18 protein-coding genes are annotated in these 23,923 nt (G+C 62.4%); 8 read left to right on the top strand and 10 right to left on the bottom strand.

The features are described from left to right. The first annotated feature begins 60 nt into the window (after positions 1-60). Genes QQJ96_RS17765 through QQJ96_RS17775 form a run of 3 tightly spaced genes read left to right on the top strand, consistent with a single transcriptional unit; the run spans position 61 to position 9,177 of the window. The gene (locus tag QQJ96_RS17765) at positions 61-5,004 is read left to right on the top strand and encodes a hypothetical protein (protein ID WP_284333363.1); all 4,944 of its coding nucleotides are present in this window, start codon (positions 61-63) and stop codon (positions 5,002-5,004) included. Between the two features lie 5 nt (positions 5,005-5,009). Then, positions 5,010-6,044 carry a tetratricopeptide repeat protein gene (locus QQJ96_RS17770; RefSeq protein WP_284333364.1) on the top strand — a complete coding sequence of 345 codons (1,035 nt, stop codon included), beginning with the start codon at positions 5,010-5,012 and terminating at the stop codon, positions 6,042-6,044. A gap of 10 nt (positions 6,045-6,054) precedes the next feature. Beyond that, positions 6,055-9,177, top strand: coding sequence for an eCIS core domain-containing protein (locus QQJ96_RS17775; RefSeq protein ID WP_284333365.1), 3,123 nt, complete (start codon positions 6,055-6,057; stop codon positions 9,175-9,177). Between the two features lie 143 nt (positions 9,178-9,320). Here QQJ96_RS17775 and QQJ96_RS17780 read toward each other — a convergent pair whose 3' ends face one another. Then, the gene (locus QQJ96_RS17780) at positions 9,321-9,674 is read right to left on the bottom strand and encodes an L-rhamnose mutarotase (protein WP_284333366.1); all 354 of its coding nucleotides are present in this window, start codon (positions 9,672-9,674) and stop codon (positions 9,321-9,323) included. Continuing rightward, positions 9,674-10,930 (bottom strand): L-fucose:H+ symporter permease, encoded by a 1,257-nt coding sequence (fucP, locus tag QQJ96_RS17785; protein WP_284333427.1) that lies wholly within the window; start codon positions 10,928-10,930, stop codon positions 9,674-9,676. The genes QQJ96_RS17780 and fucP overlap by 1 nt, the downstream gene beginning before the upstream one ends. A 217-nt stretch (positions 10,931-11,147) precedes the next feature. On the opposite strand from fucP, the gene QQJ96_RS17790 reads away from it, so the two are divergent. The 4 genes from QQJ96_RS17790 to QQJ96_RS17805 all read left to right on the top strand — a co-directional run bounded on the left by QQJ96_RS17790 (position 11,148) and on the right by QQJ96_RS17805 (position 16,371). Beyond that, positions 11,148-11,924, top strand: coding sequence for an IclR family transcriptional regulator (locus tag QQJ96_RS17790; protein ID WP_284333367.1), 777 nt, complete (start codon positions 11,148-11,150; stop codon positions 11,922-11,924). Between the two features lie 18 nt (positions 11,925-11,942). After that, positions 11,943-13,304: an alpha-L-fucosidase gene (locus QQJ96_RS17795; protein WP_284333368.1), complete on the top strand. Its 1,362-nt coding sequence runs from the start codon at positions 11,943-11,945 to the stop codon at positions 13,302-13,304. 286 nt (positions 13,305-13,590) lie between these two features. Continuing rightward, a complete protein-coding gene (locus tag QQJ96_RS17800) occupies positions 13,591-15,510 on the top strand; it encodes a glycosyltransferase family 39 protein (RefSeq protein WP_284333369.1) in 1,920 nt (639 codons plus the stop codon). 36 nt (positions 15,511-15,546) lie between these two features. Next, complete coding sequence (locus tag QQJ96_RS17805) at positions 15,547-16,371, top strand: CHAD domain-containing protein (RefSeq protein ID WP_284333370.1); 825 nt, start codon at positions 15,547-15,549, stop codon at positions 16,369-16,371. 1 nt (position 16,372) lies between these two features. On the opposite strand, the gene QQJ96_RS17810 is transcribed toward QQJ96_RS17805, so the two are convergent. Further along, positions 16,373-16,810 (bottom strand): universal stress protein, encoded by a 438-nt coding sequence (locus QQJ96_RS17810; protein ID WP_284333371.1) that lies wholly within the window; start codon positions 16,808-16,810, stop codon positions 16,373-16,375. A 227-nt stretch (positions 16,811-17,037) separates the two neighbouring features. Here QQJ96_RS17810 and QQJ96_RS17815 point away from each other — a divergent pair, with 227 nt between their 5' ends. Then, positions 17,038-17,868 (top strand): NAD-dependent protein deacetylase, encoded by an 831-nt coding sequence (locus QQJ96_RS17815; RefSeq protein ID WP_404649057.1) that lies wholly within the window; start codon positions 17,038-17,040, stop codon positions 17,866-17,868. 77 nt (positions 17,869-17,945) lie between these two features. Here QQJ96_RS17815 and tadA read toward each other — a convergent pair whose 3' ends face one another. The 7 genes from tadA to guaA all read right to left on the bottom strand — a co-directional run bounded on the left by tadA (position 17,946) and on the right by guaA (position 23,831). After that, on the bottom strand, positions 17,946-18,440 hold the full coding sequence (tadA, locus tag QQJ96_RS17820) for a tRNA adenosine(34) deaminase TadA (protein ID WP_284333372.1): 495 nt from the start codon (positions 18,438-18,440) through the stop codon (positions 17,946-17,948). A 57-nt stretch (positions 18,441-18,497) separates the two neighbouring features. Next, positions 18,498-18,869, bottom strand: a complete 372-nt coding sequence (locus QQJ96_RS17825) for a type II toxin-antitoxin system VapC family toxin (protein ID WP_284333373.1) — start codon at positions 18,867-18,869, stop codon at positions 18,498-18,500. Then, positions 18,866-19,063 (bottom strand): type II toxin-antitoxin system VapB family antitoxin, encoded by a 198-nt coding sequence (locus QQJ96_RS17830; protein WP_284333374.1) that lies wholly within the window; start codon positions 19,061-19,063, stop codon positions 18,866-18,868. Before QQJ96_RS17830 ends, QQJ96_RS17825 begins: the two co-directional genes overlap by 4 nt. An 88-nt stretch (positions 19,064-19,151) precedes the next feature. Next, entirely contained in the window at positions 19,152-19,925 is a 774-nt protein-coding gene (locus QQJ96_RS17835) for a DUF899 domain-containing protein (protein ID WP_284333375.1), read from the bottom strand. A gap of 87 nt (positions 19,926-20,012) precedes the next feature. After that, positions 20,013-20,402, bottom strand: a complete 390-nt coding sequence (locus QQJ96_RS17840) for a YciI family protein (RefSeq protein ID WP_284333376.1) — start codon at positions 20,400-20,402, stop codon at positions 20,013-20,015. 323 nt (positions 20,403-20,725) lie between these two features. After that, positions 20,726-21,772 (bottom strand): YadA C-terminal domain-containing protein, encoded by a 1,047-nt coding sequence (locus QQJ96_RS17845; RefSeq protein WP_284333377.1) that lies wholly within the window; start codon positions 21,770-21,772, stop codon positions 20,726-20,728. Between the two features lie 478 nt (positions 21,773-22,250). Continuing rightward, complete coding sequence (guaA, locus tag QQJ96_RS17850; protein ID WP_284333378.1) at positions 22,251-23,831, bottom strand: glutamine-hydrolyzing GMP synthase; 1,581 nt, start codon at positions 23,829-23,831, stop codon at positions 22,251-22,253. Positions 23,832-23,923 lie beyond the last annotated feature (92 nt).

The raw sequence follows: 23,923 nt of genomic DNA on the forward strand, positions 1-23,923 counted from the left end.
AGCGAGCCCGCGCGAGCAGTGCCTGCACCGAGCCCAGACGCTACACGGCCGGCCACGCGCATGCGCGCCGAGCCTGCGGCATCCGCGCCGCCTTCGCCTGCGTTGCCGAGCAGCCTGCAGCAGATCGCCGGCAACCAGACCATACAGCGCTTGCGGCAAGACATGGTGGCTGCCCTGCCGCTTGCACCAGCACCGGCTCCCCCGCCTGCCGCCACACCGCCCAATGTCGACAACGACAACACTCCGTTACCTGCCGCGGTACCGGCAGCGCAAGCTGTAGATGCCGCGACTCCCGCGGCGGGTGCAACCGCTTCACCCACTGCCGATCCGGCCGCTGCGAGCCCATCTGGCGCGGCATTACCCGCTACACCGCAAGGCGGCACGCCAACAGCTGGCGCCGCCCTGCCCAACGCAGTAGCCGGCACTCCAAACGCAAGAGGTGCTGCGACAGCCCAAACAGGCGGTGCACCAGGAAGTGGCGCAGCAGCACACCCTGGCGGCACACCCGCCCACGGCAATGCGCACGGTGCAACGGGGGCTGGAGCGGGCGCGCCGGGCCAGGGTGGTGCCGCAGCAGGCGGTGCGGACAGTGGGCTGGCATCGGCCGAGATCGGTGACCTGGCGCTGATCGACGAAGAACTGGCCGAACATCAACGCTGGTCATCTGCGTCACAACGCGTGGGCGCAGCTGAATCCACACAACGTGCAGCCTTTATTGCCGAACAAGCCGGCGCCGGTTTTACCGAAGGCGTCGGCACCGGCTTTTTGATGGGCTTGGGCGTAGGTGTGGGTACGCGCGCGGCGTTACGCGGCGTGGATTACGCGATGCGTCGCTTTGGCGGGCGTATTGCAGGCGGCGCCCTGCGATTTTCGCCACTACCCGGCGTAGGCGCGATGATCGGCGGCGCTTTTGCAGCCTACGGACTTGCGACGCGCGACTGGGAGGGCACCGGTAGGCGTATCGGGCGTATCGGACAAGGCGGCTCTACTTATGAAAGGATCGCCAACACGATCGACGGCATTTCCGAAATCATCGATGTCACGACCAATATCCTGAATGTCATCGCCGGCATTTGCGGAGCGATTGCCGTGGGACTGTGGGTTTTCGCCGTCGCAACTGCCGGTGTACTGTCGCCCCTGGCCGGCATCATGACTGAAGTGGCCTTGGCGATCGGTGCGGCCACCATGATCCTGGATGGGATCAATTCGGCGGTATTGCATCCGGTCGGGTTGGCGTTTCGCGCCTTGCATGAATTCACCACCGATGCCGATCCAACCCAAGTGGAAGCCGACGGTGCGGATCTGCAGGCTGCGGCCGCCGCATCGGGCGGCGCCTTGGGCGGCCTAGCCGGGGGCAAGCTGGCGCACGTGCGCCCAGGCAAGCCCTCGCCGCATCCCCCGCCAAGGCAGCAGGGTGATCATCCCAATCCACCAGCACGCGGTGGCCAAGGGCCGACGGTTACGGCAACACCGCCAGTCACCGATGCGGGTGAACACGCTGGACCACGTCCAGCACAAGCGCCGGATGCACCATCTCCTGCGCAGGGCTCGGGCGAACCCGTCATGCACGTGGAAGATCCCGGCAATGTGCCACCCGCCTCCGGAACCTCAGCGGCGCCCGACGCAACGCGGGTAGCGGCGACGACAGAACCCGCAGCCGCAGCAACACCAGCACCTACGGCGACGCCCGCTGCACCGGCGGCCGTACCCGCACCAGCAGCCACACCCACTTCGGCCGCCGCGCCCGCGCCAACCAGCACACCTGCGCAGGGCGTGGTGGACCGCAACTATGGCCGCGGCGCTCCACCGCCAGGTGTTGCGCCTCCGGTAGGAACACCGGTGCCGGGTCAACCGGAGCGTGCCTTCATTCCCGCATCGCCGGAACTCAATCGACCCTGGATGTACGACGAGCAAGTTCCCAATCGCGGCGCACTCGGACAAAACGTGCAACGCGATCACGTGATTTCGCAGCAAAAGATTCGCGATCAAATGACTGATCCCCACGGGGTACTCAGGCGTCCTGACCTGGATTCGCTCACCGTGTTGGCGGAAACCGGAAAAGCTACTGCAACCGATCCCGCGCGACCGCATACCCAGGCGACGTTTATCGATCCGCAAGCCGATGTACCGGAAATCCAACGCTTGCGTGGCCTAGGACGTCCGGCCAACTGGACCACCGATATCATCGAGCCCAGCCGTGATGCGCGATTGCGTTCCGGCTACGATCCGGCGTCGGTCGACGCGGTGATCCTGGATCAGACCGGACGCCTGCATGAGCAATACCGCAATAACGAGGTGCTGGATGCATTAACCAGGCTCGAAGCTGCTGAAACCGCATCGGGACGGCGAACCACGGCAGCGCCGGATACGGATTTGGCGACCTTGCATGGCCAGCTGGATGCCGAGTTCGGCGGGACCTCACCTGCTGCTGCGCCCGCGCCTAACGCAGGCGCGCAGGCCCCAAGCGCAACCCCTGCTCCAGCTCCAGCTTCTACTCCAACTTCCGCTGCCACACCTGTTGCAGCCCCATCTCCTGCGTCATCCGCTGCGGGCCCTACGATCCCATCGGTGACGGAGCCTGTTACAGCAAGTCCCGCGCCTGTTCCGCAAGCGGGAACGCCTCCAGCGGCAGTACCACCACCTTTAGTACCGCCACAAGTCGAGATACCCAACAGTGCATCGCTGCCGCCGGAAGCTCACGCGCGTGGAGGTGTCGACGAACCGTCGCTCCGCAATCCCGCCGATAGCCAGCAAAATCCTGCCTCGCTACTCGATGAAATTCTCGCCGAGACCGCGTCCAGACGTGAGGCAGACGGTGCCACGAGGCAGCCCAGTGGAGCTCAAATCCTCGACGAAATTCTCGACGAGAGTTCCAGGCCGTGGCATGAGGCGTCGCCTGAGGAACGCCAGCGTCGTCGGCAAATGTCAGATGACATCTTCAATATGCTCAATCGCGACGAGAGTTCCAAGCCGTGGCATGAGGCGTCTCCCGAGGAACGCCAGCGTCGCCAGCAAATGTCAGATGACATCTTCAATTGGCTTTCCGAGCACCGTCAATCAGGAGAAGCACCGGAGCCGCAGCACGTCGTTGAATCGCGATCCGGAAAAGACCGCTATGGCATAGCCGACGCGCAAGCCAGCAACACGCACAGCGATATTTACGATATGGCCGCGCAGCTCAGCCCCACACGCAGCAACGAACCGCTGACGCCAGCACAGCAGGAAGAGTTCGTGCGACGCCTGGTTGAGCAATTCCATGTGCCACGCGACAAAATCAGAGTCGACAACAACGCGCGGACGCACGTCAATGTGCAAACCGGCGTGGTGACGGTCGGTCCCAATGTCTTCCCACGCCCGGAAGGCCAACGTCCCCCCGGTTTGCGCAACCCGGCCAACGCCGCCTTGTCCGATCAGGCCGCGTTGGGGCACGAGGTCATCGGTCATCTCGAAGCCAGCCAGGCTGGCCAGACTCGATCCGACCGTTGGCATGAAGAGCTGCAAGCCAGTGCGCGAGCCGGGTTGTACACACCGGATTTGCCACCATCCGAGGTGCAACTGTTGCTGCAGGACGCCGCAGGACGGCGCCCCGTCGGTCACGACGAAACCATCTACGTGTACACCGGACGCAATGACGCCTCGGGCAGGCCATTACCGCCGCCCTCAGGTCCTGGCAGTGGCGGCCCAACGGGACCGGTGCGTGGCGCGCGACCGCAAGACGGTCTGCCGAAGGTCATCATCGATCCCTCGTTGCTAGGCCCCACGCCAGGCAATCCGAACGCCGCACCCGCTGCCCATCCTCTCAACGCGACGCCGACGTCAACCGCCGCACCATCTTCGACGCCCCCTGCAAACGTTGCACCTACCGCCGTGCCAAGCGGCACCCAGACATCCCCAGCAACTGTTGCGCCATCTGCAGCAGTCCCCGCAAGCCCAGCGACACCGAGCGGTGCGCCATCATCTGCAACGCCCGCACAACCATCGCGTATGCCAACTCCGCGCTTGCCACCGGCCTTGACCAGACCCCATCCTGCGCCCGGAACGGGAGGTGGCAGTGCGGGTGGCAGCGGTACGGCAAGCGGAGCCGGCGGCGCGCAAGCCCGACCACGCTCAGGCAATGCCTTCGTGCGGGGTTTTCGCGAAGGACTGGAGCCGGTGGTCATTCGCGTCAATCCCACCTATACACCACCGCCGGTAACGCCACAGCAGATCATCGATATACAAAACGAGATCCTGCAGATCCTGGCTGCACGCGCCCAGGCCGAAAACGAAGCAGCGAGGATGGCCAGGGAGCGTTCGCAGCATCAGGCAAACACCGCTCCGATCACTCGTGCAACCCAGGAGATGACCGGCGCGCAAACTGCAGTGAGCGCACATCAGGCCGCAGTGCAACGGCGCCAGCAAGCCAACCAGGCCCAACAGCAACGCGCGCAGGCTGCCAGCAGCGCGCTGGCAGGCGCGCCCAATCGCATGGCGGGTCTTAGCGTGATTACGATACCGCTGGGAGCGTTCCTCAATCTCACCCAGTATTCGTACCTGTTGCCCGAAGGCAGCGGCGTGCGCCGGGACATGGAAAAAATGGACCACGACAGCCGCCACCTGCTCGCCGCCTTTGGCGAAATGGAAACCAGCGTCAACACGCAAAATGCCGCCTCGCCAGGGCGTCAGCAAGCCTTGCAGGCCGACGCCGGAGCCCTTGGCACCACGGCGCAACAAGCCAATCCCTCGCGAGAAGGCTTTGTGCGCGCGGGTGCGGGCGCCACCGCATTGCAACAAGCCAACGCCAATCGCATCGCGCATGCAGGAGCAGCGCAAGCGCAGGCCCGTGGGCAGGCGGCGGTATTGGGCAACGACGCCGAGCAGCGCCAGGCGACGGTGCAGACACTGTCTGACACCTTGCGTGCATGGGCACAGACACATCGTGCACAGCGGCAAGCGGCACTGCAGCAGACGGAGCAACGTATTCAGGCACAGGGAGGCCGCGTTATCGCGCGCAGCGAGGGATGACGTCCATGCAAAGCACCGAACAACGCCTGCTGTACGCCCGCCGGCAAAAGCGGCCCGGCCCGCTCGCCGTGGCTTTGACCGAACATGCCGATCAACTCAGCCGTCAAGGCCAGCTGAGCGAAGCACGCACGCTACTAGACGAGGCTGCCGCGCTGCATCGCCAATTGCGCCATGCGTACGACGAAGTACGTTGCCTGCACCTGGCTGCCACGTTGTCGCGCTTTGTCGGAGACCTCGACGGCTCCCGCGAACGCGCCACGCGTGCATTGCAGCAAGCACAAGCCCATACGCCGGAAGCCGCTTCGTCGGCCGCGGAACTGGCCGAAAGCTGGAACACGTGCGGCGACGCGGAACAGTCCGCGCGGTATTGGCTCATCGCCATCGAACATGCCGAAGCGGCAGGCGCCCTACCCGGCCCGCTCGCCGGCATGTATCGTCGATGCGCGATGTCACTCGCAGGCAGTGCGCAGTGGCATGCCGCCATGGATGCACTCGCCAAGGCCAGGGCGCTCTATCTCGGCCAGGACGATAAGGCCAATGCGCTGCGTACGTTGATCGAAACGACCACGGCATGGGTGGCGCAAGACAAGCTTGGCGATGCGTACCACCATTGGGACCAGTCTTGGTCCGAAGCGCAAGCCATCAGCGATTTGCCGGCCCAGGCGGACCTGCTGTTGATCCAGGCCAGTCTGCATCTGAAATCAGGCGAACACGAGGCTGCGCGAAAAACCACCGCAAAAGCGCGGCAAGCAGCGTTGGATGCAAACATGCCGGTCAACTACGTCACCACCAGCCTGATGCTCGCCGAGCTGGCCGAACATGCACAGGACCTTGAAGCAAGCTACGCGGCACTCGCAACCGGCTGGGCTACGCTCGGCAACCTGTTGGGGCGTGAGGTCGCGGCGGAAAGTTTCCGTCCGCATCTGCAGGCACTGCGGGAACGCCTTGGCGAGGCGCGCTTCGCCGAGGTCAAACATCGCTACGAAGCGAAGCGGCGGGAGCAACGCGCCGCCGCTTCGCCCTCATCCGCCACCGACTGAGTGGCGCATCATGGGCAGCGACCTTCATCGCATCGCCATCAGCATCAGGCATTGGCTGGCGCATCGCTACGACAGTTCCACGGCGGTGGAACCGGGTGCCGCCGATGCGGCGCAGCTGGCTGGTGCCGATACCGTCATTTCCCATATCGGCAATCAGGCCGCGGCACGCCGCCTTGGCTCCCCCAATACGGAAACAGGTGCTCCGGCGACACCGTCTCGCAGCGATTTTGCCGATCTTCCACCCGTATTACGCATCGGCATGCCGGGTGGTTTGCACGAGCGCGAAGCCGAGCGCATTGCCAACAGTCGCATGACGGTAGACCTGGCCAACGGCTCGGACGATCTACCCGGCATGCCCACACCGATGCGTAAAAGCGACACTGTGCAGCACATCCCCACTTTGGCGGCCGCACAACAATTGCGCTCGCCGTCCCTGTATGGCACGCCCGGCGGCGGGCAGGCACTGGACTCGCGTCACCGCGAGCCACTGGAGCGCGCGCTGGGCCACGGCTTATCCCATGTGCGCATCCACGACGACGCGCACGCGCACGATGCAGCGCATGGGCTCCAGGCTCGCGCGTTTACGCGCGGCCAGCACGTCTTCTTCGGCGAAGGACGCTATGCGCCGGATACCAAGAGCGGCCGCCGCCTGTTGCTGCATGAACTTACCCATGCGTTGCAACAACGCGACCAAGCCGACCCCTTGATCCAGGCCGATTTTCCCAAGGATTTTGCCGGCCGCCAGGACGTAGCAGTTGAAGGTACGCCAGTACAGCCGCCCGGCACGCTCAAGGTCAAAACCTATGACGGCGGCTGGGTATATGCACCGTATGGCATCTATAGCCCGAGTGACGTGCCGGTGGAATACCAGGATCGCATCATGGAGTCGGGCAAAGCCTTCCAATGGCGCAATCCAGGCATGTCGTTGGGTGCTTCCGTCGATGCGGAAATGCAGCGCATGGAAAACAAGGGCGAGCTGACGGTACGCGATATGCGCGTGCTTTCCGAGACGGCCGGCTCCAAGATGAATATCCGCGTTGCGATGGCTCGCGTCGGCAATGATTACCGGTTTGTCGGCTACGACATGTCCGTCTTTCCGGAGGGGCTATCCATCGGGACAGGAAGTGTCACCAATGGCTTCGTCGAGTCGGAAATGGGCAACACCGCCGGCGTTGGTCGCAGCCTGTTCGCCGACCGGGTGGTACGTACGCTAGCGCGTGGCGTTCCGGCGATGTCGCTGGAAGTCTATACCAGCCAGCGCACCGGCGATTTCCATGCGCAGATCTGGCAAACCATCGGTCGTCCGGGCATGCCAGCGGAGCGCGAGCATTATTCGCTCGACACCCGCGACATGGTGCGCATCGCCCTGACCTGGAGCGATGCGCTTTCCATGCAACAACGCGCCGACCTGGTGCGCCTCGCCACTTCCCAGACCGCGCCCAGCGCACAGGAAGCCCAGGCTGCACTGGGATCGGCCGAAGTAGGCAGCGGCGGCAAGGCCCCTGGTGGCTTTTCATCCGGCGCGCACGAAGCAATGCTGGGATTGGCCCACCAGGTCAATGCCAACGTGCGCCGCCCGGTGGCATTGGAGCGCTACGAACAATTGAGCGATGCCGCCACGGTCGACCGCATCATCAAAGAAAATGGGGGCTACGCCACACTTGGCGGCCGGCTCTACCGCGTGCTGCGTGAAGGAGCACAAACGCGTTACTTCGAACTCAATCCGGTCGCCATCCGCCTGCAGATCGCACCCGGCGGGAGCGCAGCCGCGCCAGACGCCAAGGAAGCCGAAGCGACAAAAGCGCCGATCGCCCCCGAAACACCGCCGACATCGACGGGCGAGGTAAAAGAAGGCGAGGTGATCGTGGTGCCCTACACCACCTTTTTTGAGGCGCGCGATGCCGGCAGCGGCCGCGCGCTGTTCGGCATCCAGGAAGGCGAACGCTGGTATCGCCTGGAGGCTGGCAACGGCAAGCGCCTGGAGTTCGACCCAGTTACCGGCGAGCAGTTGATTCCCACCCAGATGACTACACCAGGCGGGCAACCGCTGCTCGCACGGCCCTGGGACCCGGAACCGTATACGCCGGCGCAAATGCGCCCTAGCGGCACGGCACAAGGTGCGGTGGCGGCAGGTGGCATCGTCATGGTGCTCAATGAACTACTAAGCCCTATCGGCGCTGGCCTGCAAGTGCAACGTGGCAACATTGCGCGCGGCAATGCGGAAATTTCGTTCTGGAACGCTTTGGGTGCCAACCCCGTGGCGGGTGTGTGGGACAACATTGCGCGCGAACCGGCGCCCGCCGGGCAAAAGCCCGATACCGCGGCGTTGTTCGGACATATGTTTTATCCGTATGTGGTGGATATCGACGCTGCACGCCTGCGCCCGAATATCGCGCTGCGCGCCGGTTCCTATACGGAATTGCAGACCTTGCTGCACGTGGGGAAAAGCCTCGGCGCCATCAGCGAAGAGGGCGGCAACTATTTTGCCGTCGTCAACCGCGTGTCGGCGCAAGGGGTGAAGCGCTATGAGATTACCGAAGCGGTCAATCAGGCCCTGGCCATGGTGTTGGCCCGTGCTGAATCCGGTTTGCGCAACGAGCTGGACGCGCTGTCCCCTGCACAGCGCAAAGGAAAGCTGTTTCGCATGCATGCCGGTGCGCCGATCTATCGCTCGGAACAAGGGCAGCAATTCATTCAGAATGCGGCCGAGCAAATGGGGCCCGCGCCCCTGGTGCGGGAAATCGGCAGACGTAGCAGCAATGTCATCCAATACCTGTGGACCGGTTATGCGGGAACACGCGTGCAAGTGGCACCAGCCAACGCAGACGCCTATCGATCGGCCGCGTACGCGCAATACCGGATTTACCGGCCCATCGACGATGTCTGGCGCGAAGTGAAAAATGCCGGCCGCAGCGTTACGCCAAGCGAGCTACCCGGTTTCCTGAGCGAACCGCTGAGCAGTTTCATCGCCGGTCCAGGCCAGGGAGCGACGACCGGATTCGGCACGACCAATTACATCTGCGATCCGGAAAACCGCGGGCAATGGACGATGGCCACGGGGGAGATCAAAAGCTTTTGGGTCTCCGCCAGCGACCTCACGCCGATCGACGAAAAGGACCTGTCGAAAGATTGAGTCTGAAGTCGCCGAGTTGTCTGTCATCCCCACCCGGCTCAGGCACGTCCGCTGGCGTCTGCGGCAACCTATCGGACTTGGGTTGCCATTGGGGTGCTGGGATTGGCATCCCAGCCTACGAACTGGACGAAATCGCGCGTCAGTCAAATCGCCGCTAGCGCTTCCTTCAACGAAAAAATCCGCCCCATCGGCACCCACTTCTGCCCTGCTTCCGCCCACGGCAGCCGCTGCTGGTAGCGATCCATCAACGCTTCCCACTCCTGCGTCTTCGCATCGGCGTCCGTTTCCCGTTTCGGAGACGGCACGTAGTCGTCTGCCATCCGCACCGCCATCACCAGCCGATTGCCGGTACGGAAGATTTCCATGTCCTCGATGCCTGCAGCGCGAATCGACGCGACGATTTCCGGCCAGATCACGCCGGGTCGATGCCAGCGCTCGTATTCGGCGATGGCGGCGGCATCGTCCTTGAGGTCCAGGGCGTAGTAGTAGCGTTGCATCAGACCGGGCTCCGTGCAGCGCGGCGACGCCAGGCAAACAAGGCGATGATGGCGAAACTCAAGGCCGGCACGATCATCGCATCGGACATGCTGGAGTGATCGGAGATCGCACCCATGATCGCGGTGAGCACGGCGCCGCCGATGATGGTCATCACCAGCAGGCCGGAGCCGAGCTTGCGCTCGTCGTCGCCGCGGCCTTCCACGCCGAGGGCGAAGATGGTCGGGTACATCACCGACATGAAGAAGCTGCATGCGGCCAGTGCATAGGCTCCACTGCTGCCGGGATGCACCACCGCATACAGCGTAAGCACCACGTTGATGGCTGCGAATGCGAACAACAGGCGTACGGGTGCCACGTACTTCATCAGCGCGGTACCGGCGAAGCGGCCGATCATGAAGCACACCAGTTCGGTGGTGAGGAAATTCGCGGCCAGTTTGGCCGGCGTGCCATGCATCGTCGCCTGCACGTAGCGGATGGTGTAGCTCCATACGCCGACTTGCGCGCCCACGTAGAAGAACTGCGAAAGCAGCGCGCCGATGAACGACTTGTCGCGCAACAGCTTGCCCATCACGCCGCCGTTCATGGCCGAGCTTGCCGTGGCCGTGTGCGCGGTGATCATTCGAGGGAAACGCGTCGCCAGAATCAGCAGCGCCCATGCGAGCACCACGATGCCGATCACCAGGTACGGCCACTGCACGGCATGGGTCTCGCTCAGGTAATACGCCGTGCGCTCGGCTTCACTCATCGCCGCCAGCTGTTCGGGCGTGTGCTCGATACCTGAAAAGATGAAATGCTGGCCGATCAGGATCCCCGCGATCGAACCCAAGGGATTGAACGCCTGCGCCAGATTGAGCCGACGGGTAGCCGTTTCGGGGGGGCCGAGCAGGGTCACGAAGGGATTGGCCGAGGTTTCCAGGAAGGCCAGTCCGCCGGCGATCACGAACAGCGCGAACAGGAACATGCCGTAGGTGGCCCGCTCTGCCGCCGGCCAGAACAGCAATGCGCCGATGCCGTAGAGCGTGAGGCCGAAGATCACCGCGCTCTTGTAGCCGAAGCGGCGCATATAGATGCCCGCCGGCATGGCGATCAGGAAATAGCCGAGGTAGAACGCGCTCTGCACCAGGCCGGCCTGGAAGTCGTTGAGCACGAAGGCCTTTTTGAATTGCGCGATCAGGACGTCGTTGAGGTTGTTGGCGCCGCCCCACAGGAAGAACAGGCTGACGATCAGCACCAGCGGCAGCCAGATCCGGCCCATGGGCGTGGCATCGGTGGCCGGCACGGGGGAATCTTCGATCACGGTCGGTGCTTCCACCTTGTTCTCCTACCTGTCGCAACGCGCGCCGGGGTGACGTCCCCGCCCATTTGTGCAAATATGAAACCGTTATTCATAGATAGCACAAGTCGCGCCGCAACATGTAGTCGGGTTTTAGGCAAGATGGCGCGATAGGAACCCACTGGACAAGGGGAAAGCCATGGCCCAACAAACGCCCAAGTATCGCGCCCCGGCACTCGACAAAGGGCTGGACATCCTGGAATTGCTGGCTGCCTCCAGCAACCCGCTGAGCATTGCAGAAATTTCCGAAGGCGTGGGCCGTTCCCGCGGCGAAATCTTCCGCATGCTGCAGGTGCTGGAAGAACGCGACTACATCGCCCGCGGCGAAGGCGACGTGGGCTACTCGGTCACGCCACGCCTGTTCCGCCTGGGGATGGAGCAGCCGCCGGTGAAGAGCGCCATCGAAACGGCGCTGCCGGTGATGCACCACCTGGCCGATGCCTGCGGCCAGGCCTGCCATCTGGTGGTGCCTTCCGGCGAACAGATCGTGGTGGTGGCGCGGGTGGACCCACCCGGCGAAGTGGCGCTCGTGGTGCGTGTGGGGCATCGCCGCCCGATGTCGCAGTCCACCTCCGGTCACGTGCTGCTGGCCTTTCAGGAGGAGCAGACACGCGAACGCTGGCTGGACCTCATCCAGCGTTCCGAACCGGCGCTGGATCGCAAGAAGCTTATGCGCCTGCTCCATCAATTGCGCACGCGCGGTCATGCCTGCGAGCGCAGCCATGTGGTGGATGCGGTCACCGATCTATCCGCGCCAGTGCTGCAACACGGCAGCGCGGTATGCGCGCTCACCATTCCCTACATCGAGCAGCAGAACGCCACGCAAACCACCGACGACGTAGTCGCCGCCCTGCTCCGCGCCACCCACGATATTTCCGAAGCGCTGCAATTCGGTTCTTCCAACCGGACCGCTTAACCGAAGAGTATTCAAACGATGCCCAAAATTTTGTTGGCCGCCGCGTTGGCCGCCACCCTCTTCGCAGGCAGCGCCACGGCGCAGAACTTCGCCGACGTCAAGCCCGCGCCGCAACAGACGCATTGGCAGGATCTGCAATTTGGCGTGATCGTGCATTTCGGCACGAATACCTTCCTGGATCGCGAATGGGGTGACGGCACCGCCGATCCGAAGGTGTTCAATCCGGACCACGTGGACCCGGACCAGTGGGCGCGCGCGGCCAGGTCCGCCGGTGCGAAATACCTGCTGCTGGTGGCCAAGCATCACGATGGCTTTGCATTGTGGCCGACCGAACAGAGCAACTATTCGGTAAAAAGCAGCCCCTGGCTGGGCGGCAAAGGCGATCTGGTGCGCATGACCGCCGATGCCGTGCACAAGGAGGGCATGGAGTTCGGCATCTATTTGTCGCCGTGGGACCGCCACGAGCCCCGCTACAAGGATTCGGCGGCCTACGACAAGTTCTACATGGCGCAAATGGATGAACTGGTGCAGGGCTATGGCCCGCTGGTGGAATGGTGGCTCGACGGCGCCGGCAGCGCAGGCCACGTCTACGATTTCAAGAAGTACATGGAAGAGCTGCGCACCTATCAATCCAACACCATGGTATTCGCCGACGTGGCGCTGTTCGGCTACGGCGACATCCGCTGGGTGGGCCAGGAAGACGGCCACATCCGTGGCGAAAACTGGAACGTGATCGATCGCCACGGCGAGTTGCGCTGGCGTCCGGTAGAAGTGGATACGCCGCTGCACAAGCTGGAATGGTTCTGGCATCCGGACGCCGACCAGACGCTCAAGAGCGTGGACGAGCTGATGGACATCTGGGAAAACAGCGTAGGCCGTGGCGGCCAGCTGATGCTGGGGCTGGCGCCGAATCGGCATGGCTTGTTGCCGGATGCCGACGTAAAACGCTTGAAGGAGTTCGGTGGAGCGTTGCAAGCGCGTTATGGTGCGGACAAGAACCTGGTGCTGCACCGCCTTCCCTCGCCCTCGGACGATCCCAACCTTGACGCGGCGCTGGACGGCAACCTCGATACATTCTGGTCGGCCCCGGAGGGCTCCCACCACGCCGTGCTCGAAGTGGACTTCGCCCACCCCATCACGTTCGATCACGCGTTGACGATGGAATGGTTGAACGACGGCCAGTGCGTGCAGAATTATGCGATCGAGGCATGGACGCACGACACCTGGGCGCCTGTCGCCAAGGCCGAAGCGATCGGCCATATGAAGATCGATCGCTTCGCCCCGATCACCACCTCGAAAGTACGCTTGAACGTGCTTTCGAGCGCTTGCACGGCCCGGATCCGGGAATTTCAGTTGTTTGACGTCGAACAGAAGCGCTGAGAACCTAGGCTGGGACGACAATCCCAGCTTATGAGCTAAGCCTTCGAGGCATATCAAGAACTTGCGAACGGCCTCGCACTTCCGAGCCTGCCGAGCAGGGATTCATGCGGGAGAAACACCCGCTTAAGAATTCTGTGCCAGAATCCAAGGCCACGATCGGCGTGCAACAAGCTTGCCGGCGAACAGGGGATCTACCCAGGGCAGACGTTGAACCGCCGCGGTCGGCGGAGCGTTACCTTGCGCGTGTCCTCCGCTATTACCTTGGGATCAATGCGGGAGCGGGTGCGTGAATCATGTGGTGCGGGCGCCAGCCCGATGGCAGGCCGCTGTCTATGGACTGATCGCGTTGATGGCTTGTGCAGGGGCTTTTGCAGGGCTTTCCGCCAGCAGCCTATGGATCGATGAGCTATTTACGGTTTACGTGATCCATCACGACGGCGGCCTGGGTGAAGTATTTCGCCGCGCACTGACGGATGCGCATCCGCCGCTTTACTATTTCTTCGAGTACGCGTGGACGCGCCTGGCCGGACTGTCGGAAACGGCCTTGCGCCTGCCCAGCGCCGTGTTCGCCGTCGCATCCCTTTTCATCTTCGCGCTGGGTACGCGACGCGTGCTCAGTCACACCGCCATCGCGTTCGCATGCGCAGTGGCCGGAGTTTCCGCGTTCTGGTTCGAGCAGTCGCAGAATGCGCGCAGCTACGGACTTTGCCTGGTGCTTTCCAGCAGTCTTTTGGCCATTGCCCTCGCCTTCCGTCGCCGTGCGCAGACACGCGCGGATTTTCCCTTTGCGCACTGGATGGCACTGAGCCTGCTGGGCCTGATCGCCAGCCTCACGCATGCCTATCTGCTGCTGGCAACGGGAATGCTGCTGCTGTTTCTTTTGCTCAGCCTGCCTTCCTGGCGCACACGCGGCGCGCTGGTGGCGACCGGGCTGCTGATACTCGCGTTCAACGTTGCGTATTACCGAATGATGGTTCAAGCCACTCAGCTGGATCTGCATAATTCCTGGTTCAGTACCAGCGGCAGCTTCTTCGGGCAACAGATTCGCGATGCGCTACATGGATTGATGCAGCGGCAAGTGATCGTTGTGACCGTGCTGCTGATCCTGTCAGCCATTCGCCTGAAGATGCTGGGCAAAGAATATTTCGCCTGCGACGAACAAGACACGCGTTGGGCGACTGGATTGGCCACCTTCGTGCTGATCGGCATCACCGTTTGCGGTATCGGCGTATCGCTGGCTGTCGCGCCCTCGCTTTCGGATCGCAACCTGCTTTCCTGCGTGCCGTTCGCGTGGTTGCTGGTTGGTCGCCTCTACGACGCAGCAGGCCCCCGTGGCTACACGCGCAGCAGCGTGATCATCGCAGTGCTCGCCATGCTGATGGTGGGCAGCTATCTGTGCCGGCTGCCGGGGCGCGCGTTGCCGCGGCGTGAAAGTTGGCGGGCGTCTGCCCAATACATTGCCCAACTGCCGGGCTGCACCAGCCAGCTGGTGCCGGCAATTCTTCCCTATCATTTCGGTTCCTCACCGTACTTTCGCACGCTCGCCGCGAATGACTTCTTCGGCTATTACCTGCCACCAGGCACGCCGACCCGCGCCTACATGCCGGCGGAGCTGGCCGCACGTCATCCGGTGCAGGAACTGCCGCCACTGCTCGCATCACGCGCGGCCAACGCCGAAACCGGCGGCTGCGGCTTGCTGGCATGGGGCGTCCACGATATCGACGAACCATCGGCCTTGAAGATTGCGTTGGATCTCGCACGTCAACCGGGCGTCGCGCCACGACGAGTGCTGTTGCAGCAATTCATCGACTATCACCCCCGATATCTGCGCTGGAACGCCGTGCCGGAGGCTTTTGTCTATCTTGCGATCCCACCAGCAACAGCCGGCGCCCGGGTTGCGCCACAGGTAGCGCCGGAAGTTCACCTGGACAAGCGCAACGCCGCGGCAGTCGGCGATCGCGTCGTGGTGCAATACCTGAGCACTTATGCAAACCCGACCCAGCCGGTATATCAGGTTGACCTCTATGCCATCCAGCGCTGGAACAAGAACCATGCCGTGCATCAGGACTTTCTGGCCGTTCATCGCTTGACATGCGATGCGCCCGTCTCCAAATCCAATTGGGGTGTATGGCCCGATCCGGCTTATCCTGGCTGTAGCCCCTTGCCGCCGCCTACCCCGGCAAGGAACAGCGGCGAGTCGTTATGATCGCCCCTTAAGCGAACCTCCCGGAGCCTGTCTGGGATGATGAACAAGACCAAGAATGACGGCCGGCCGGCCTTGGGAACCGCCTTGGGGCAGCTTGCAGCCCGGGAGTGCCGTTCGCTGCTGCGCGCGCTGGCCATGCGCAAGCGACGGCAGGAGGGCATTCACGAGGCACGCAAATCCTGCCGTCGTCTGCGCAGCCTGCTGCCCTTGCTGCCACCCGAGCAACCGACCAACGCGGTGAATCGAGGCTTGCAAGAGCTGGCGCACGCGCTTGCTCCCCTGCGCGATGCGCATATCGCCGCACGCACGGCGAAACTGCTGGCGACGGCACACGAAACCTGGATTACGCCCGAGGTAATCCACTCGCTCGAACACCGATGCGAGCAAATGCTCGACAACGCGCTCAAGCAAGACCCCCATTGGCGCCGGCGGCGCGCGGATGCGCAACGGATCATCGCATCGATCCATGCGCTGGCTTGGGCCGACATTCGCCCTTCCCTGGCCAAGAAAACCCTCAAACGCAGCAAGAGGCGTGTAAAGAAGGCGCACAGCAAAGCGCGTGAATCGCGCGCGCCTGACGCCCTGCATCGTTGGCGACGGCGAGCGCGCAAGCTTCGCTATCAGCTCGAGTTCGTCCGCAAGGCGCGTCACGTGGCGGGCATGAAGAAAGGCCGCTCCCAAAAATATGCCGCCAGTGCCAAGCAGCTATCGGCGCTGACCGATCAACTCGGCTGGCGCCAGGATTTTCAGATCTTCCTCGACGCGGTCGAGCAGTTGCCGACTTCCCGCGATGTACGGGCACTACGACGGGAACTGCCATCGAAGTCGGCCAGTTGGTCACAGGCCGAGCCACTTCCCTAGCTCAATGGCACACCAGCACAGGAATGTCGCAGCAGCCCAACACCCGGTTCGTTTCGCTGCCCAGCAGCATGCGGTCCAGTGTGGCATAGCCATGCGTGCTCATCACGATGAGATCGCAATGCTGCTTTTTGGCCGCGCCGACGATGGCCACATAGGGGCGACGATCGAAAGCATAGCCACCGTGGCAATCCACGCCCGCTTTATTCGCCAATTCGGCGATTTCGTCCAGACGCTGTTGCGCGCGCAGCACCGCGCGCTCGACATGTGAATCTTCCGTGTGCTGAATCACGTCCGATAAATAAGCGACGGCGGCCAGCGGCGCCAAGACGTGAAAAGCGTAAATACGGGCACCCAGCGAACGCGCCAGCCCGATACCGATTTCCGCGGCGTGCATGGCGTAATCGGAGCCATCGGTAGGAACCAGGATATGCGAGAACATGATGCCTCCTTCGGGGCGCAACCCCGCCGAACGCATCGTTTTCTTCATGGCGGCGTCGGCCATGGCGGCCATTGGCGCATGGCTTACCTGGCCCGACTTGAGTTGAGTTTACACCCGGCAAACAAGGGCGCATGGAATATGCCCGGTCCACGCCGCAGAGTTTTCGCTTGTGTTAATGCTGCCGGCGCCCCATTTTGCAACCGGCCCCGAGCACATTTGAGGTAATCATGACGCTGGCGCAAGCTGTGTCCCAGGAAACCAGCGACAGCCTGCAGCACTTCGTCGCCAGGCATCGCCGCCTGTTCGTGCTGACCGGCGCCGGCTGCAGCACCGATTCGGGCATTCCGGACTATCGCGACGCCGACGGCGGCTGGAAGCGCGCCCAGCCGGTCACCTACCAGGCATTCATGGGCGAAGCGCTGACGCGCCAGCGCTATTGGGCGCGCAGCCTGATCGGTTGGCAACGCTTCGGCAAGGCGTCGCCGAATGCCACCCACCTTGCCCTGGCCCGGCTGGAGCAATCGGGCAAGGTCCAGCTGCTACTTACGCAGAACGTGGATGGCCTGCACCAGCAGGCCGGAAACAGCCAGGTGGTGGACCTGCATGGGCGACTGGATAGCGTGCGCTGCATGGGCTGCGAACATCGTTCGCCGCGTCACGTGTTGCAAAACGCCTTGCTGGAACTCAACCCGGCATGGGCCAGGCTCGACGCGGTGGACGCGCCGGATGGCGATGCCGATCTCGACGGCCATGACTTCAGCACCTTTGACGTACCGGCCTGCTCACGCTGCGGCGGCATCCTGAAGCCGGACGTGGTGTTCTTCGGCGAGAACGTACCGCGCGATCGCGTGGCGACCGCCATGCAGGCACTGGAAGCCGCCGACGCCATGCTGGTAGTGGGTTCATCGCTGATGGTGTTTTCCGGCTACCGTTTCGCCCACTCTGCCGCCAAGGCCGGCAAGCCGATTGCCGCGGTCAACCTGGGGCGCACGCGCGCCGATCCGCTGCTTAGCCTGAAAGTGGAGCAGTCTTGCGCAGAGGCCTTGGCGTTTTTGTAGGCTGGGATGCCAATCCCAGCTTTCTTCGTTGCGGCGGGTTGATGCTGGGATTGTCATCCCAGCCTACGGGCACGCTTTCAGCGCCGTGCGCGGAAGAAGTCGCGTAGCAGTGCCGCCGATTCCTCCGCCAGCAAACCGCCCCGCACGTCGATGCGGTGATTGTGGCGCTCGGAAATCAGCGTATCGAACACACTGCCCGCAGCACCAGTCTTGGGATCGGTGGTGCCGTACACCACGCGCCCAACCCGTGCATGCACCAGCGCCATCGAGCACATCGCACAAGGCTCCAGCGTCACATAAAGCGTGGCGCCGACGATGCGGTAATTGGCCAGTTTTTCCCCAGCCGCGCGCAAGGCCATGATTTCCGCATGCGCGGTGGGATCGTGCAGGGTGATGTTGCGGTTCCAGCCCAGACCGACGATCTGCCCATCCTGCACCAGCACGGCGCCCACCGGCACTTCGTTTTCGGCATCGCGCGCGTGCTCGGCCAGTTGCAGCGCGCGACGCATATAGGCTTCGTCTGCGGCGCTGAATTCAGGCGAGATGGGATTGCTGTTCGATTCGCTGGGCATTTCAGTGAGGTGTTGAGTTTACTTAAAGCCGGCAGGCAGTACAGACAACGGGGTTCTCTAGTGGGATATCTGTGCGGCCAATCCAAGTTCGTCGGCGATCTGCTGCAAGCGCTTGTCGCGTGTCCAGATCTTGGCCCCAGCGGTAAGCCGTGCCGATGCCAACAACGAAATATCCATGTACCCGGCTCCGCGGCCATGAAGCTTCGCTTGCTCAATAAAGTGCATGACCTCGTCGTGAGTAGCCACGCTGGCGATGGGCATATCATTGAGCAAGCTGAGGAAGGCTGCCCGGTTTGGCAGGCTCCCGCAGGCCAACTCCCCAACAACAATGGGATGGACTAGCACCCGCCCCTCTTCCAGCAGCTTGGCGAGAACGGGATGCCGACTCCGAAGGTGGTCGATCCAGATCGACGTGTCGACAATGATCACTCCGCCTCGGGCCTCCGGCGCGGAATCTCCTCCATGTTCGGTTTGCTGCCGCCAAGTGCAGCGAGCCGGCGCGCGGCTTCACGCTGGATCAAGGCTTTCAGCGCTTCCCTCACCAGGGCGGATTTTTCATGCAGGCCCGTGTATGCCTCTGCCTTGGTGAGTAGGTCATCGTCTAATGCCAGTGTCGTGCGCATGGCCCATCGCCCCTGAGTGATGCACGGATCATAGCATCATTCGATGACCAATTTGATGCGAAGCCAGGTATGCCGGCGATGAGGGAAGTCAGTCGCGTTTGCGGAACGCGGCCTCTCCAGCCTCGGCGACCTCAACCCATTTCTTGTCGGGCTCGGCATTGGCGACATAGTTGTCGTGCCAATTCCACCATTTGTAGGGTGGGGTCTGGGGGTAGCCCTCGGGCGAATCCTCCCAGGTTTCCTGGCGGCCGAGCGGGGTGAGATCGAGATAGCTCCAGAGCGTGCCCATCGCTTCGTCGCCCCGGTTGTTGATGAAGTAAGTGCGAAAAATCTTGCCGCCGTCGCGGATGAACACGTTGTGGCCATGCCATTGATCCACGCCGAAATCCGCGTCGAAACCGTCGGTGATGGTGTACCAGGGCATCTCCCAGCCCATGCGTGCTTTTAAGCGCGCAATATCGGGCTGCGGTGCACGGGAGGCATAAACCAGCGTGGTGTCGCGCGTATTCAAGTGCGAGAGATGCGAAACCTGGTCGGCGCCCAGCGAGCAGCCGCGGCAGGCATGATCCGGCCAGCCATACACGCCAGGCTCGTAGAAGGCGCGATAGACAATCAACTGCGGGCGGCCTTCGAACAAGTCCAGCAGGCTGACTTTGCCGTCAGGCCCCTCGAAGGAATAGGCCTTCTCCACGGCCATCCACGGCATGCGTCGCCGCTCGGCCGCAAGCTGGTCGCGTGCGCGCGTGAAGGCCTTTTCCTTCACCAGCATCTCTTGGCGCGCCGTCTCCCAGGCCTCGGGCGAAACGATCGGCGGCGTCTTCATGGTGTCAGCGAACTCATTCTTACTTGACGGCGTGCTCATGACTATCTCCGCTTGCTGAGGTATGAAGCGATAGTGCTCGCGGTCGCGTCCATGGCGGGAGTGACAAGTCTGGCGGGATCAGGGTCGCTAGCCGACGGCCTCGGCTTCACATCGCAGATCAGCCATCTCGTAAAACGGCCGAATCTCGATTTCGCTCGGCTCCGACATGGGGTTGGGGCAGCGTTTCACCCATGCTACCGCCTCGTCCATGTCCTTGACGTCCCAGATCCAGAAGCCGGCGACCAGCTCCTTGGTCTCCACAAAAGGTCCATCGGTCACCGTGCGGCCTGAGCCATTGAACCCAACACGCTTGGACCGCGAGGTAGGCTGGAGGCCTTCGGCCATCTGCAGGATGCCGGCCTGGCGCAGTTCGTCGTTGAACTTGCCCATGGCTTGCATCATCTGGGCCATCCACTCCGGCGAATGGGTTTCCTTTTCGCTGGCTTCGGTCGCCTTCACAAACACCATCACGCGCATCGTCTGTCTCCTCATTCCAGCCGGTTACATCTGCCTGGTATCGAAGCGACGAACGACATTTGCAGAAATCGACACTATCCGGCCAGATTGGCCCCAGCCGCCTTGTCGCCGCGATGATTGATGAAGTAAATGCGAAATATTTTGTCGCCGTCGCGGATGAATACATCGGACGTGACAGTATTGAACAAACTGCTGAGGTAATAGGCAGAGTGCTTCTCCAGCCGCAGTCTTCCTGCAGAAAAGCACCCTGCCCTACCCACACCCTGGCGTGGAAAACGAAGCAAACTAAACCATCCAAAGATGGGTTCACGACCGAGGCCAGGTTACCAGCTCATCAATGCACCGGCACCCGCCGCAGTCTTTCCGTCCGAGCCGGTTCCAACGTTGAGCCTCACCTGGACATGACTACTTACTCGCATCTCGCCAGCGATAGAAACCGCGGCGCGGCCGTCATAGGTGCCGGTTCCGACACCCACGCCAAAGCGACTTGTGCCTTCGAGGGCGGGCACCGAAGCTGCCGCCATCGCGATGGCGGTGCCAGTGCTCGCAATGCGTCGGTTGACTCCCGTTTGCTGGCTCAACTGCTGGAACTGTTGCTGGCTTGCCTGCTGCGCCCAGTTGGCTGCAGCTTGAAGTTGCTGCACATTTACGGCATCGGTAGGCGCTACGCCTGCCTCCACATTCTCAACGCGACCATTCGCGACAACGCCAGCACCCGCAGTCACGGTTCCAGCTGCAGCTATATTGCCGGTAGATTGAATATTGCCGTTATTTTGAAACGTCCCAGTATTGGTTAGTCCGCTTGTAAAGGTATTTCCATAAAAAATATTGGATGCGGTTTCTGCGCTTATAGTCAACCCCGCATTGCGCAAAGCGTAAGGGCGACCATTGGGCGCCGTTTTTTCGACTGTAGTTTCCAGGTCAACCAGCCCCGATTGGACGGCAACGCTACCGCCAGTAGCACCTTGAGGGGCATCTCCACCTGCAACAAGACTTGCACCAGTTGCCTCAACGACCATGCCCGCAGCCGAGCTGTAGGCTCCACCGGTATCCATCGCGCCGGCCTGCACAACATTGGCAGTTTGGTAAAAAAGCGAGCTACTCGTGCCTGACTGAAGACCAGAGTAAATTTGGCCGTTGTTGTTAATACCACCCGTATTAATTGAGGAGCCTGTTACGGTAACAGCCGAAACCTGGCTACCCGCAGGCGGCGTAGAACCGTTACTCACCAGAACATTCTGCTGTGAAAAAGCCGGTTGAACAAAACCAGCCGCCAGCAGGCTCACGACCGCAGAAAAAGAAACCATCCGTTTGCTCATTTTCTTCCCTCCTCCATCGTTGATAACAGCAGGCATTATTTGCCTGCGCATGCTTCCTTACCGGCGCGAAAGTGCGTGGGGCCACCACGTCAAATTCCGACATGCCATGGTTAGTGATCAAATACCGGCCCCGGAAAAGCCTATGGCTTTATTTTGCCCCTGTACGCAACTCGCGGACAACACGCAACACCGGCAGCAAGAATAAGCGGAGCGTCATCCCAAACGTCATGCCGACAGTCATGGCAGAAGGACTCATTCCCACTGGCAAGACGATCACGCGATACCCGCGTCACCGGCGCCCTCGCATGCCTTATGCGGCTCTAGTGCCCGAAAAGCGGGAGCAATCGGGGCCATCCACTATCTGACCAACAGCGAACTAATTTGTAAATGACCCCGATTGCTTTTCCGATTGGTCCAGCCCCGATTGCTCTCTGGTACAGCCTACCTCGAGCAGGGGGCAAGACACCGGCTCAGGCACCAAGTTTCCCAAACGCAACAAAGGCGCCTCGCGGCGCCTTTGCTGTTCGACTCACTCCCACTCGATCGTGGCAGGTGGCTTGCCGCTGATGTCATAAACCACGCGGGAAACACCGCGAATTTCATTGATGATGCGGTTGGAGACCTTGCCAAGGAAATCGTACGGCAGGTGCGCCCAGTGGGCGGTCATGAAGTCGATGGTTTCGACTGCGCGCAGCGCGATCACCCACTCGTAAGCGCGGGCGTCGCCTACTACACCCACCGATTTCACCGGCAGGAATACCGCGAAGGCCTGGCTGACCTGGTCGTAGAGGTCGGCCTTGCGCAGTTCCTCGATGAAGATCGCGTCGGCGCGGGCCAGCAGTTCGGCATATTCGGGCTTGACCTCGCCTAGGATGCGCACGCCCAGGCCCGGACCCGGGAATGGGTGGCGATAGACCATTTCGCGCGGCAGGCCAAGTTCCACGCCGATGCGGCGCACTTCGTCCTTGAACAGCTCGCGCAGCGGTTCGACCAGCTTGAGCTTCATGTGCTCGGGCAAGCCGCCGACGTTGTGGTGGCTCTTGATCACATGCGCCTTGCCGGTCTTGCTACCGGCCGACTCGATCACGTCGGGATAGATGGTGCCCTGTGCCAGCCACTTCACCTGGCCATGGCCGGCGGAGGTGACCTTGGCCGATTCCTCGTCGAAGATCTCCACGAACAGGCGGCCGATGATCTTGCGCTTGGCTTCCGGATCGGCCTCGCCTTCCAGTGCCTTGAAGTAGCGCTCGGCGGCGTTGACGCGAATCACCTTCACGCCCATGTGCTCGGCCATGGTGGCCATGACCTGGTCGCCTTCCTGCCAGCGCAGCAGGCCGGTGTCGACGAACACGCAGGTGAGCTGGTCACCGATCGCGCGATGCAGTAGCGCGGCCACTACCGAGGAATCCACGCCGCCCGACAAACCCAGCAGCACGTGATCCTGGCCGACTTGTTCACGCACGCGCGCGATCTGGTCATCGATGATCTGCGCGGCGGTCCACAACATCTGGCAAGCGCATATCTCGGTAACGAAACGCTTGAGCAGTGCCGTGCCCTGCTTGGTGTGCGTCACTTCCGGATGGAACTGCACGCCGTACCAGCGCTTGGCTTCGTTGGACATCGCGGCGACCGGAATGCGATCGGTAACAGCGGTGACGGTGAAGCCGGGCGGCGCCTTGGCGACGTGGTCGCCGTGGCTCATCCACACGTCCAGCGCATGGAAGGAATCGTGATCGCTGAGACCGGTGAGAAGTTGGTCCGGCGAAACCACTTCTACACGTGCATGTCCGAATTCGCGCGCGTCGGCTGCCTCGGTGGCGCCGCCCAGTTGCGCGGCCAGCGTTTGCATGCCGTAGCAGATGCCGAGGATCGGCAGGCCCGAATCGAACACTTCCTGCGGCGCCTTGGGCGCGCCATGCACGGTGGTGGATTCCGGTCCGCCGGAAAGGATGATGCCCTTGGCGCCGAACGCGGCGATCTCGGCGGGGTTATGGTCCCAGGCCCAGATTTCGCAATAGACGCCGATTTCGCGGATGCGCCGAGCGATGAGCTGCGTGTACTGCGCGCCGAAATCGAGGATGAGGATTTTGTCGCTGTGGATGTTGGTCATGGCAGCGAGATCAAAGATGTTGGGAAGAAGGTAGCGAACGCCTCGCCGTCATCCCGGCGCAAGCCGGAATGACGAGCGATGAAGCGCTCTGG

The organism is Dyella flagellata (assembly GCF_030160275.1).
GTDB lineage: Bacteria > Pseudomonadota > Gammaproteobacteria > Xanthomonadales > Rhodanobacteraceae > Dyella_B > Dyella_B flagellata.

What these genes read in the sequence shown, in the direction of transcription:
- QQJ96_RS17765 (WP_284333363.1), top strand. Translation starts at nt 61, where the DNA reads ATGCGCGCCGAGCCTGCGGCATCCGCGCCGCCTTCGCCTGCGTTGCCG.
- QQJ96_RS17770 (WP_284333364.1), top strand. Translation starts at nt 5,010, where the DNA reads ATGCAAAGCACCGAACAACGCCTGCTGTACGCCCGCCGGCAAAAGCGG.
- QQJ96_RS17775 (WP_284333365.1), top strand. Translation starts at nt 6,055, where the DNA reads ATGGGCAGCGACCTTCATCGCATCGCCATCAGCATCAGGCATTGGCTG.
- QQJ96_RS17780 (WP_284333366.1), bottom strand. Translation starts at nt 9,674, where the DNA reads ATGCAACGCTACTACTACGCCCTGGACCTCAAGGACGATGCCGCCGCC.
- fucP (WP_284333427.1), bottom strand. Translation starts at nt 10,930, where the DNA reads ATGGGCCGGATCTGGCTGCCGCTGGTGCTGATCGTCAGCCTGTTCTTC.
- QQJ96_RS17790 (WP_284333367.1), top strand. Translation starts at nt 11,148, where the DNA reads ATGGCCCAACAAACGCCCAAGTATCGCGCCCCGGCACTCGACAAAGGG.
- QQJ96_RS17795 (WP_284333368.1), top strand. Translation starts at nt 11,943, where the DNA reads ATGCCCAAAATTTTGTTGGCCGCCGCGTTGGCCGCCACCCTCTTCGCA.
- QQJ96_RS17805 (WP_284333370.1), top strand. Translation starts at nt 15,547, where the DNA reads ATGATGAACAAGACCAAGAATGACGGCCGGCCGGCCTTGGGAACCGCC.
- QQJ96_RS17810 (WP_284333371.1), bottom strand. Translation starts at nt 16,810, where the DNA reads ATGTTCTCGCATATCCTGGTTCCTACCGATGGCTCCGATTACGCCATG.
- QQJ96_RS17815 (WP_404649057.1), top strand. Translation starts at nt 17,038, where the DNA reads ATGACGCTGGCGCAAGCTGTGTCCCAGGAAACCAGCGACAGCCTGCAG.
- tadA (WP_284333372.1), bottom strand. Translation starts at nt 18,440, where the DNA reads ATGCCCAGCGAATCGAACAGCAATCCCATCTCGCCTGAATTCAGCGCC.
- QQJ96_RS17830 (WP_284333374.1), bottom strand. Translation starts at nt 19,063, where the DNA reads ATGCGCACGACACTGGCATTAGACGATGACCTACTCACCAAGGCAGAG.
- QQJ96_RS17835 (WP_284333375.1), bottom strand. Translation starts at nt 19,925, where the DNA reads ATGAGCACGCCGTCAAGTAAGAATGAGTTCGCTGACACCATGAAGACG.
- QQJ96_RS17840 (WP_284333376.1), bottom strand. Translation starts at nt 20,402, where the DNA reads ATGCGCGTGATGGTGTTTGTGAAGGCGACCGAAGCCAGCGAAAAGGAA.
- QQJ96_RS17845 (WP_284333377.1), bottom strand. Translation starts at nt 21,772, where the DNA reads ATGCGCAGGCAAATAATGCCTGCTGTTATCAACGATGGAGGAGGGAAG.
- guaA (WP_284333378.1), bottom strand. Translation starts at nt 23,831, where the DNA reads ATGACCAACATCCACAGCGACAAAATCCTCATCCTCGATTTCGGCGCG.